We start from the raw sequence: 11,645 nt of genomic DNA, 5'->3' as shown, positions 1-11,645 counted from the left end.
CGGTGGCACGCCTAACCCAGTTAAAGCCGGATTAATAGATTAAAAATGAAAATAAAGATCACTAAATCAATTAGTTTATTATTTGCCTTATTTACAGCATTTGTTATTTTATTTTATGCTTGTAAAAAAGATAAACCTGAAGAACCAACACCAGACACAACGCCTGTTGCAGATTTTACGGCAGATACAACAATCATAATAGCGGGAGACACTGTTAATTTTACTGACCTATCAACTAATACACCCACAAGCTGGTCTTGGGATTTTGGTGACGTTGGAACTTCATCATTACAAAATCCTTCACATACTTACACAACTGCTGGTGCATATACTGTTTCTTTGACAGCAAGTAATGCTTATGGTTCTGATTTAATGATAAAGAATAGCTATATTACAGTAAGTAATCAAACTCCAACGAAAACCTTAATGGAAGGTGTGTGGGAAGTGACAGAAGCCTATGATAGCTCAGGCACTGACATTCTTGATACATTAAAAGTACTAAAAAAAATACCACCTTTTTTTCATTTAAGCAGTGATGGTACGGTTATATCTACTGCAGGCCCTATGATTTTATATATAGTTTATAACCAAACTTTTCTCGGTAAATTGTCATTAATCACTTCTACAATTGATCAGATCTTTAACTATTTTGGTCTTAATTTTAATGGTGCTGAGTTTTTTATTGCGACCGGTGTTGTTGACAGGTTTACTCTTGAAATGAAGCTGGAAGGTATCGCAGGCACAAGTACTCTTAAAGATATTCTTACCATTTTTGGGATTCAGCTTGAATTTCTTGAAACAGTAGTATATCATAAATATAAAAATGTTAAAGTAAGTTTTGGTTCTACAAACAATGTTATGGTTTGGGAATTCGACAACCAAACTATTGCTGAATATAATACGAAAGACCAATTCGGAAACTATGTTATTTGGAAAGGATGGTCTATTAATAAGTTCTCCAAATGTAAATTTGTGCTTACAAAAAAGACAAAAAGCATTCAGGATCTTGTGAATGATTTGAAATAAGCACTTACAATAGCTGCTGAATACTATTTATGTTAAAATTAAATTCTAAATTAGATAGTTTTTCGAATTTAGAAGTTAACTGGGATGGTGGGCTGTAAACACTTGCTTTGTAAGTATCAGAAACGAGCTGTTATAGATAAACAGAGGTCTCACAACCGTAATCGGCAGTCGGCAGTCCACAGTCGGCAGTCGGCAGTCGGCAGTCCACTACAAACAAAGAAAAGCATACAGATTTGAACCACCGACAGGGAGTATTCCCGGGAAATCGGGATCAAATCACCCGGAGTTTACCCCGAAGAATTGAGGGGGTGTTTTACTCTAAGGAGTGAGGTATTGAGCGGAATAGGGAAAAGGTAAGATTAAACTTATCAGATGAGTATGTAAGAGTTGAACGCAAGTTCACCCCGTTAGATGTGGAGCTAATGCGTGGAGTCGAATGCTGCGCGTGAGTGAGGTGAGAGTCAGTCGCAGTATCGATGGTAAGCTGAACGGATTCTGTGTCCGTTGCGTCAAGGACTGATCCAAATGAATGGATTGAAAGAAGAAATAATTTTTGAACGTACTGGATCTCATTCTCAACTCTTCGAATAAATAAAAGTTATTATCCCATAAAATAATCATGATAAAGCTTATTATTCCTTCGTTAGCAATTTTCATGCTCTGTTCTGAGTTGCATGCAGAAATTAATGGTTCGGCTATTTGGGGTAAAGAAGATGATGAAAACATCAGCTTTTACCAGGTACCTCTTATTTGTGGCGCAGCTCCCAATATCGGTTGCGGAAGCCGTTCTAAGCCTCTGTTATTGGAATTGATGAAAAGCGAAAACATTAAAAAAGCCTGGCTCAATCGTAACGGAACTGTGGTTGCCGTTGTTTGGGACGAAGCGATTACTTCCAATAAGATCAGGCCAGAAACTATTAATTCAATTAAAAATAATAAAATACACCAATACTCCCACCAAAACTAAAAATTTGATTGTAAATGAAATTAAATTTATAAATGCTTTGTTCATAATGTAACACAACACTTATGCTGTGGCTTTTAATTGTTTTTATGAAAAACCGTCTTTCCTTTATACGTTAAATAACAGAGACGTAACCTTTTACCTAAAAATCTAAATTAAAAAAAACAACTTAAATTGTAAGCATTATTAACATCGTGCATCAAATTATCAGTTACTGGATGCTGGTTACTGGGTGCTGGTTACTGGGTGCTGGGTGCTGGGTGACCCTATTATTATTAATTTTTTACTTTTACGGCAACTAAATTAAGGAAGTATCATAACATTTACATTCACCCCGTTAGATATTTTTATACTATCAGGTAAATGTTTATAAATGTTGCATTATATGTTACTTGTTTGTTGCTTTTATTGATTATATCTAACGGGGTCAACTTTTCTTTCTTTTTAATTTATATTTTTAGGTTTTATATAAACTTTATTTTCAATAATCAATTAACTTATGAATGCATACATAGTAGCAGGTTACAGAACCGCAGTCGGAAAAGCTTCCAGGGGCGGTTTCCGGTTTACAAGACCCGATGACCTGGCAGCAGACGTGGTCAAGCATTTGGTAAAATCCGTTCCAAAATTAGACCCTGCTAGGGTTGATGATCTGATCGTTGGTAATGCCGTGCCTGAAGCGGAACAGGGGCTCCAGGTTGGCAGAATGATCGCACTGATGTCACTGCCCATGAACGTACCCGGTATGACCGTAAACCGCTATTGCGGATCAGGCATAGAAACCATCTCTATTGCGGCTTCTAAGATCCATGCCGGGCTTGCAGACTGCATTATTGCAGGTGGCGCTGAATCAATGTCATTAGTTCCAACGGTAGGATGGAAAACAACGCCCAATTACAACCTGGCAAAAAACCATCCTGATTGGTACTCGTCTATGGGACTTACAGCCGAAGCAGTAGCGGAAGAATATAAAGTTTCTCGTGAGGATCAGGACGAATTTTCCTACAATTCACACCAAAAGGCATTAAATGCCATCAAACAAGGGCTTTTCAAGGATGGCATCGTCCCCATTAAAGTAGAAGAGACTTACGTGGGTAGTGATGGGAAAAAGAAAACCCGTGAATTTGTGGTGGATACGGACGAAGGCCCCAGGTCAGATACCTCGCTTGAAGCATTAGCCAGGCTAAAGCCGGTATTTGCTCAAAATGGCACCGTTACAGCCGGTAATTCATCACAAACTTCAGATGGGGCAGCTTTTGTAATAGTGATGAGTGAAAAAATGGTGAAAGAATTGAACGTAGCGCCCATCGCCCGAATGGTGTGCATGGTAGCTGCAGGCGTGGATCCCAGGATCATGGGGATAGGCCCGGTTGAAGCGGTACCCAAAGCGCTCAAGATTGCCAACCTGAAACTCAAGGATATTGAACAAATAGAGCTTAATGAAGCTTTTGCCTCACAATCATTGGCTGTGATCAGGAAACTGGAGGTTGATCCTACCATTGTTAATGTGAATGGCGGAGCTATTGCACTCGGACATCCTTTAGGCTGCACAGGCGCTAAGCTTTCCATCCAGCTTTTCAACGAGATGAGGCGTAGAAAACAGAAGTATGGGATGGTGACTGCCTGTGTAGGTGGCGGGCAAGGGGTGGCTGCGGTGTATGAGTTTTTGAATTAATATAATTGTAGCGATAATTGTTGCGCGACATTTATGTAGCTTATGGAATAGATTCACTATGATATATAGGTTGTTGAATTAATAACTTCAAATGAATATGCAGGAAACCATAAAAAAAATAGATATATTTGTAATAAAATTATAACTATGGAAACAATACAACTACAGGTACCAAAAGAAATTGCAAAATTGCTGAACACTTCTCCAGTAAATAAAAAATCATTCATATTAGATGCTGTTAAAGAAAAATTGGGAAAAATAAAGAATAAAAATGTTGATAAACTATTGGTTGAAGGATATAAAGCAACAAGTGAAGAAGATCTGGAAATCACAAAAGACTTTGAAGCAATAGACTTTGAAAATTTGAAATGAATATTAAACGTGGAGACATATATTGGGCCGACTTAAACCCAACGTTAGGAAGTGAAATCTCTAAAATTCGTCCTGTATTAGTTGTCTCAAATAACATTTCAAACAGATACTCCGACACAGTAACAATCTTGCCTATTACTTCCAGGACGAAAAAGATTTATCCTTATGAAGTACTTTTACAAATAAACGAGGGAAATTTAAAGGGTAAATCGAAAGTTAAAGCAAATCAAATAAGAACCATTGACAAGATGAGGATTAAGCAAAAAATTGGTAACCTAACACAAACAAAAATGCAAGAAATTAACAAAGCTATACTGGTTCATTTACAAATAGAAATATAGAAATGAACAAAAAGATGATGTAAAGATTATAACTAATTTTAATATAGAAACAAGATATCCTGATTATAAATTAGAATTTCATGAATTATGTACACCAGAATTCACAAAAATACATATTGATAAAATTAAAAAATTAAGATCATGGCTAAAAGAGATGATTTAAAAGAAGTAATTGAAATTACTAAAAAATACCTGGATGTACTTCGGAAAAATAACATTTCATTCGAAAAAGTTTATCTATTTGGTTCTTATGTAAATGGTGATTTTCACGAAGGTAGTGATATAGATTTAGCAATTGTTGCTAATAAATGGAATGGCTGTACTTTTGAAACCAGGTATCAATTAATGAAAATAAATAATGTAGATACACGTATTGAACCACATCCGTTTGAAACTTCAGAATTTAACAAAACCCATCCTTTTGCTTATGAAATAATGAGAACAGGAAAATTGATTTAAAATTAACATTATGACAACTCAAAAACAATCTTTCTTTGAAAAAGCAAACAATTGGATCAAAAATTCAATTACTATACGTTTAATTACAATAGGAATATTGATTCTTATTCTCCTGATCCCGGTATCAATGGTAAGGGATTTAATACGTGAAAGAGAATACAGGCAAGATGATGCTATTAGAGAGGTAAGCTCGAAATGGGGTGAAGCGCAAACCATAACGGGACTAGTGTTAACAGTACCCTACAATGTTTATGAAAAAATTTATGACCGAGATGATAATGATAAATATAAGTTAATAAAAACTACAAAATATGCCCATTTTTTACCCGGGGAACTGGATATAGAAGGGTTTGTCAAACCGGAAGTTCGCTATAGAGGTATATATGAAGTAGTTGTTTACAACTCTGAAATAAAACTCAATGGGAAATTTTCATCCCCAAACTTTGAAGAATGGAACATTACCTCCGATATATTGTGGAAAGATGCTTTTATATCTTTAGGATTATCGGATCTGAGAAGCATTCAGAAAAATGTTGAGCTTGTCTGGAATGACGCCCGCATTTCTTTTAATCCAGGAGTTGAGACCAATGACGTAATAAGTTCAGGTATCAGCGCTAAAGTCCCTATTGATCAAATGGATACAGCGGGATACATCTATGAGTTTTCATCAAATCTTAACTTTAATGGAAGTTCAAGTCTAAACTTTATACCCCTGGGAAAGGAAACCAATGTAACATTGACATCCAACTGGGCTGACCCAAGTTTTAATGGCGCTTTTTTACCTGATGAAAGAGAAATAACTAAAGAGGGCTTTAAAGCTAAATGGAATGTGTTACATCTTAACAGGCCATACCCGCAAAAATTCAGGGGTAGTAAAACCGGGATAAATGAATCTGCTTTTGGAGTTAACCTTTTAATGCCGGTTGATGAATATCAAAAAAGTATGCGAGCTGCAAAATATGCAGTTTTATTTATTACGCTAACATTTTTAGTTTTCTTTTTTATCCAGGTTTTAAACCAGGTACAAATCCACCCGATTCAGTATATTTTAGTAGGATTAGCGCTATGTATCTTTTATACGCTGTTAATTTCACTATCAGAACATATCAGATTTTGGATCGCATACTTGATTGCAAGTATTAGCATCATATTACTTATTACTGCTTATGCTAAAAGTATGTTTAAAAGTAACCTATTAACAAAACTTATGGGGCTGATATTATTTATTTTATATGGCTTTATATACACAACCATTCAACTGCAGGATTATGCGCTCTTAATGGGAAGCATTGGTTTGTTCATTGTTTTGGCAATAGTAATGTATTTATCACGCAATATAGATTGGTACTCTATTAAAACTACCAGGAATGATAGAAGTGATTAAAATAAAATATAATTAGTGAAATTCGTGCAATTCGTGTCTTTTTTTTATAACTTTGCATTTGTATTTTTTTATAAATTAATCATCATGGAAACACAAACAATCAAAACAGCCGGATCGATCAAAGGAGGTGAATTCCTGGTAAAGGAAACGCAGCCACAGGAAGTTTTTATTCCTGAACAGTTTGATGAGGAACAGCGCATGATCGTTGACATGTGCGAGGATTTTCTTAAAAAAGAGGTTTTCCCTCACTTAGACAGAATAGACAAGCATGAAAAAGGGCTCATGGAAAGCCTGATGAATAAAGCCGGAGAGCTGGGGCTGCTTGGATTTTCTCTGCCTGAAAAGTATGGAGGATTTGGAAAAGATTTTAATTCCTCTACACTGATGTGCGAAGTAATTGGGTCAGGGTACTCCTTCACTGTTTCTATGATGGCTCATACAGGTATCGGCACGCTGCCTATCTTGTATTTTGGTACTGATGAGCAAAAGAAGAAATATTTGCCAAAGCTTGCTACCGGTGAATTGGTAGCTTGTTATGCTTTAACTGAACCTGGCTCAGGTTCTGATGCCTTAGCAGCCAAAACCAAGGCAGTGCTTTCCAAAGACAAAAAACATTATATTTTAAACGGACAAAAGATATGGATCACCAATTCAGGTTTTGCTGATGTATTTATCGTTTTTGCGCAGGTAGATGGTGATAAATTTACAGGATTTATTGTTGAGAAAGATTTTGGCGGGATCACACTTGGTGATGAAGAACATAAATTGGGCATTAAGGGTTCTTCCACCCGGCAGGTATTCTTTGAAAACTGTAAAGTACCGGCTGAAAATCTATTGGGAGAGATCGGCAAAGGCCACCTTATCGCCTTTAATATATTGAATATTGGCAGGTTCAAATTAGGAGCCGCAACAACAGGTGGCGCCAAAAAAATATGCAGCTTTTCTGTTTCTTATGCCAATGAACGTGAACAGTTCGGACAGCCGATCGCCAACTTCGGAGCGATCCAGCATAAGCTTGCCGAACAGGCAATACGCATTTATGCCTGTGAATCTGCACTATATCGTGCAAGTAATAGTATTGACAGCGCTGAAAAGTCATCGATAGAGCAAGGAAAAAGCCATGAAGAGGCATTGCTGGGAGCTGCTAAAGAATATGCTGTTGAATGCGCTATCCTGAAGGTCGCTGGCTCTGAAATGATTGATTATGTGGTAGACGAAGGAGTCCAAATATATGGAGGATATGGTTATTCAGCAGAATATCCTATGGAACGAGCTTATCGTGATGCTCGCATCAACAGGATATTTGAAGGCACAAACGAGATCAACCGGATGCTGATCATGGATATGCTGCTCAAAAGAGCTATGAAAGGAGAAATTGACTTGCTCGGACCGGCAAAAGCAATCCAAAATGAGCTGATGAGTGTCCCTGAATTTGGCGATGGTGATACCTCCTTATTTGGAGATGAGAAAAAAGCTGTGGAGAATATGAAAAAAGCTTCGCTGATGATAGCCGGTTTCGCTGCTCAAAAATATATGCAGAAATTAGCAAATGAACAGGAAATTTTGATGAATTGTGCTGATATGGTGATCAATACCTATCTAAGCGAATCTACATTGCTCAGAACACAAAAGCTAATTGACCTCCAGGGTGAAGATACTTGTCAAACTCAAATAGAGATAACAAAGACATATATAAATGATGCTATGGACAGGTTGTATCTTGCCGCAAAAAGCGCTATCTACGCTATGTGTGAAGGGGATGAATTGAAACTATTATCCCTTGGATTAAAACGTTTTACCAAAAAAGAGCCCTTCAATACAATTAAATCAAGAAGGAGTATTGCAGGGAAACTGATCAAGGCGAATAAGTATGATCTATAGGGCATCTCTAAAAACTACATATTTTTTAAAACACACCCCTTGCCCCTCTTGATAGAGGGGAATATATGGTGTAGTTTTTAGAGATGCCCTATAGGAATTGTTAGAAAATATTTTTTTTTAAAAAAAAACATGATTAAGTATTTATTTTAGTTTATCTTTGCAAAAATTCTCAATTTATATTTATTATGAGACCTGTATCCCAAGTACTGGGATGCGGTTTCCGTCTGACCTGCCTGCCACCTGTAAGGCAGGCAGGCCTTTAAAAAACAAATTATTTACAGATGAAAAAAGGAAAAGTTAAATTTTTTAATCAGTCCAAAGGATTTGGATTTATTAAAGACACAGAAACTGAAACAGAATACTTTGTACATGTATCTGGTCTTATTGATGAGATCAAAGAAGATGATGAAGTAACATTCGAACTTCAGGAAGGAAAAAAAGGATTAAATGCGGTGAATGTTAAACTAGCATAGTTTAAACATTATTAGTTGGTAATTTTAATCTTGAGCCTCACATAATGTGGGGCTTTTTCTGTTAGTATCGGAATTTAATATTTTACCTAAAAATCTAAATTAAAAAAAACAACTTAAATTGTAATCATTATTAACATCATGCATCAAATTATCAGTTACTGGATGCTGGTTACTGGGTGCTGGTTGACCCTATTATTATTAATTTTTTACTTTTACGGCAACTAAATTAAGGAAGTATCGTAACATTTACATCACTTTTCTTTCTTTTTATTAGACCGATTTTTAGGTTTTAAATGAAACTTGTATTCAGAGCTATTCTTATTGCTCTTAATGAACAGCTACCGGGCTCTGGTTACTGGGTTCTGGGGTTTTAATAATTCTTTCTTCTGGCAGTATTCACTCTACCAGTACCCAGTACCCAGTAACTTTATCTTATTATTATTTCATTTAATAGTAAGTAAGTTTCACTTTTAAATCAAACTACGGAGTTAAGTAAGTACTATCTGCAATTTCAATCGCTTGTGAGATAATATCCAATCCCTCATCAATCTGCTCTTTGGTAACGCATAAGGGAGGGCAGGTAAATATCCAGTTCCACCGTACAAATGTGAACATGCCGAGTTCCCTGATCTTGGCTGCCATCTTATTTGTTACGTCCATTTCGTTGGGTTTGGCATTCCAGGGGGTAACGGGTTCTTTAGTTTCCCTGTTCTTTACCAATTCAATACAGCCCAATAAACCTGTAGTACGGAAATCACCTATTGAAGGGTGTTTTTGTTTCATTTCTTCCATTCTTTCTTCCATGTATCGTCCCATATTGGCAGCATTTTCTATGAGATTTTCTTCTTCATAAATATCAATAACAGCTAAAGCTGCGGCACAAGCTACAGCATGGGCAGAATAGGTAAGCCCTAAAGGCAAGGGTGCGTCATCAAAGGATTGAGCGATCTCTTCTTTCACGATCATTGCCCCAAGCGGGATATAGCCGGAAGTAAGCCCCTTTGCTACGCACATAATATCAGGTTCGACACCATGGTGGTCAATGCCAAACCATTTGCCGGTGCGGCCAAATCCGCTCATCACTTCATCATCAATGATCAATATACCGTATTTATCAGCAATGGCTTTGATCTTTTTCCAGTAGCCGGGAGGGTATTTTATACAACCCGATGAACCTGATTCCCCTTCCAGGAGGATAGCGGCCACATTATCAGGATTTTCAAATTGTATTACTCTTTCAACTTGCTCTGCGCACAGCCGGGCACATTCTTCAGGCGTTGAGCTATTCCATGGGCAACGGTAAAAATAGGGATTTTCAACATGCACAATGTTAGGCAACTGCTGGCTGTCAACCGCATGTCTTCTCGGATCCCCACCGGCAGAAATAGCGCCATAAGTGGCGCCATGGTAGGAGCGGTACTGTGCGATAATTTTATGTCTGCCGGTATAAACCCGTGCCAGCTTGATGGCATTTTCTATTGCTTCAGCTCCGCCCAAAGTAAAAAAGGTACGGTTTAAGCTCCCGGGTGTGATCTCTGTTAGTTTTTTCCCCAATTCACCTCTTACTTTTGTGATCATACCGGGATAAACGTAGCTGACCTCCTCCATTTGCTTTAATACTGCCTCGCGCACTTTTGGATGCCCATGCCCGATATTTACGTTCATCAGTTGTGAAGAAAAATCCAGGTACTTTTTACCGTCATAGTCATAAAAATATACCCCTTCTGCATACGCTACCCTAACCGGATCCAGCCCTGATTGTTTTGACCATGAAAACAGGGTGTGGTTGAGGTTGTTTTGGAGGATTTGGTCTGTTTCCGAAATTGCTGTTTCTTGCATTAAATCTCATAAGTTTGTTTTTGCAAAGTTACGAAATTTCTAATCGTTATTTAATATGTCCAATCCCTTTTTGGGTTGTATGATATTTTTGTTTTGAACTATTGGGTTTTTCAGAAATTGTCATTGCCAGGAGGTCTTCTTGTAATAATTGATTAATGTATTTTAGTTTAAACTTAGTGCGGTCTTTCCAATTAAATTTTTCTAAAATATTAATGTCAAGAGTTTCTCCTGTTTTTTCTTTATACAATGATTCTAAGGAAGAAAGATTGAGTTTTTTCAGTTGAATATCTCTAACTACTTCTGCATCAAATTATTAACGATGCCATCGCTTTATTTAGCTAATGATCAATTAATTAATACGGCTGTCGTTTTAAGTAATGATCTCGTTAAATAAAATAGTTTGAGCGATGGCATCGTTGGTCCAGAGTTAACGATGCCATCGCTTTATTTAGCTAATGATCAATTAATTAATACTGCTGTCGTTTTAAGCAATGATCTCGTTAAATAAAATAGTTTGAGCGATGGCATCGTTTTTTCGAGCGATGGCATCGTTAGTCTTCCATTATATATTTTTCAATAATTTTATAATTTAATAATTCCTTATGAAATTTTATTAATTCATCTCTACTACCAAACCATTGCAATACAAAATCTCTATTAATTTTTGTTTTCACATTATTTAACATCTCATTATATGAACAATAACTCCAATCATGATAATTTTTGACCAAACCATGGTGTATAGGATTATGATGAATATAATGTATTATTGATGTAATATAATCATCTGAGTCTACATGTATTCTTTTAAAAGGCTTATGAAATAAACTTCCAGTACGATTTTCCTGTTTATTAATAGCTTGTGAATAGGTAATAAAAAATCTTCTAAATTGTTCTGCAATGATTGAGTTAACGATGTTTAACGATGCCATCGTTTCGTGTGATGGTATAGATTTTTTCTCGCTTCTTGCGATTGCATTGCTTGTATCAAACTCTTTAACTTGTGCAAAAAAGTGAAAATGATTAGGTATTAAACAGTAAGAATAAATATCTAAATACTTTGAGAAATATTTATCCCATTTTTCTAAGAAGTAAAGATAATTTCTACGATTAAAAAATATAGTTTCACTATTATTACCTCTATTATAAATATGGGTCTAATAGACAAAAGGTGGTTGGTTTTACTGATTTAAAATTTCATCAATTGCTTTCTTTTTCCTATGTTCTTTTA

13 protein-coding genes are annotated in these 11,645 nt (G+C 36.3%); 10 read left to right on the top strand and 3 right to left on the bottom strand.

All coding sequences use genetic code 11. The features are described from left to right. Positions 1–45: 45 nt before the first annotated feature. The 10 genes from FVQ77_10935 (at position 46) to FVQ77_10890 (ending at position 8,575) form a co-directional block, all read left to right on the top strand. Entirely contained in the window at positions 46–1,026 is a 981-nt protein-coding gene (locus FVQ77_10935; protein MBW8050828.1) for a PKD domain-containing protein, read from the top strand. A gap of 619 nt (positions 1,027–1,645) precedes the next feature. Beyond that, complete coding sequence (locus tag FVQ77_10930; GenBank protein ID MBW8050827.1) at positions 1,646–1,993, top strand: hypothetical protein; 348 nt, start codon at positions 1,646–1,648, stop codon at positions 1,991–1,993. A gap of 496 nt (positions 1,994–2,489) precedes the next feature. Beyond that, complete coding sequence (locus tag FVQ77_10925; GenBank protein MBW8050826.1) at positions 2,490–3,665, top strand: acetyl-CoA C-acyltransferase; 1,176 nt, start codon at positions 2,490–2,492, stop codon at positions 3,663–3,665. Positions 3,666–3,812: 147 nt separating this feature from the next. Next, positions 3,813–4,037 carry a hypothetical protein gene (locus FVQ77_10920; GenBank protein MBW8050825.1) on the top strand — a complete coding sequence of 75 codons (225 nt, stop codon included), beginning with the start codon at positions 3,813–3,815 and terminating at the stop codon, positions 4,035–4,037. Positions 4,038–4,039: 2 nt separating this feature from the next. Then, positions 4,040–4,378, top strand: a complete 339-nt coding sequence (locus FVQ77_10915; protein ID MBW8050824.1) for a type II toxin-antitoxin system PemK/MazF family toxin — start codon at positions 4,040–4,042, stop codon at positions 4,376–4,378. Positions 4,379–4,403: 25 nt separating this feature from the next. Then, a complete protein-coding gene (locus FVQ77_10910) occupies positions 4,404–4,541 on the top strand; it encodes a hypothetical protein (GenBank protein ID MBW8050823.1) in 138 nt (45 codons plus the stop codon). After that, a complete protein-coding gene (locus FVQ77_10905; protein ID MBW8050822.1) occupies positions 4,520–4,837 on the top strand; it encodes a nucleotidyltransferase domain-containing protein in 318 nt (105 codons plus the stop codon). Before FVQ77_10910 ends, FVQ77_10905 begins: the two co-directional genes overlap by 22 nt. A 10-nt stretch (positions 4,838–4,847) precedes the next feature. Continuing rightward, positions 4,848–6,221, top strand: a complete 1,374-nt coding sequence (gene creD / locus FVQ77_10900) for a cell envelope integrity protein CreD (GenBank protein ID MBW8050821.1) — start codon at positions 4,848–4,850, stop codon at positions 6,219–6,221. Positions 6,222–6,305: 84 nt separating this feature from the next. Next, complete coding sequence (locus FVQ77_10895) at positions 6,306–8,102, top strand: acyl-CoA dehydrogenase (GenBank protein MBW8050820.1); 1,797 nt, start codon at positions 6,306–6,308, stop codon at positions 8,100–8,102. 281 nt (positions 8,103–8,383) lie between these two features. Beyond that, positions 8,384–8,575 (top strand): cold shock domain-containing protein, encoded by a 192-nt coding sequence (locus FVQ77_10890; protein ID MBW8050819.1) that lies wholly within the window; start codon positions 8,384–8,386, stop codon positions 8,573–8,575. A 480-nt stretch (positions 8,576–9,055) separates the two neighbouring features. Here the strand turns inward: FVQ77_10890 and FVQ77_10885 are convergent, their stop codons facing one another. From FVQ77_10885 to FVQ77_10875, 3 genes are all read right to left on the bottom strand, one after another. Then, positions 9,056–10,414, bottom strand: a complete 1,359-nt coding sequence (locus FVQ77_10885) for an aminotransferase class III-fold pyridoxal phosphate-dependent enzyme (protein ID MBW8050818.1) — start codon at positions 10,412–10,414, stop codon at positions 9,056–9,058. A 46-nt stretch (positions 10,415–10,460) separates the two neighbouring features. After that, positions 10,461–10,661 carry a hypothetical protein gene (locus FVQ77_10880; protein ID MBW8050817.1) on the bottom strand — a complete coding sequence of 67 codons (201 nt, stop codon included), beginning with the start codon at positions 10,659–10,661 and terminating at the stop codon, positions 10,461–10,463. A 304-nt stretch (positions 10,662–10,965) separates the two neighbouring features. Further along, positions 10,966–11,346: a hypothetical protein gene (locus FVQ77_10875; protein ID MBW8050816.1), complete on the bottom strand. Its 381-nt coding sequence runs from the start codon at positions 11,344–11,346 to the stop codon at positions 10,966–10,968. Between the last annotated feature and the right edge of the window lie 299 nt (positions 11,347–11,645).

This window comes from Cytophagales bacterium (assembly GCA_019456305.1).
Classification (GTDB): domain Bacteria; phylum Bacteroidota; class Bacteroidia; order Cytophagales; family VRUD01; genus VRUD01.
Note: the sequence above shows the minus strand (reverse complement) of the source record. Positions and strands in the feature narration are given on the sequence as shown.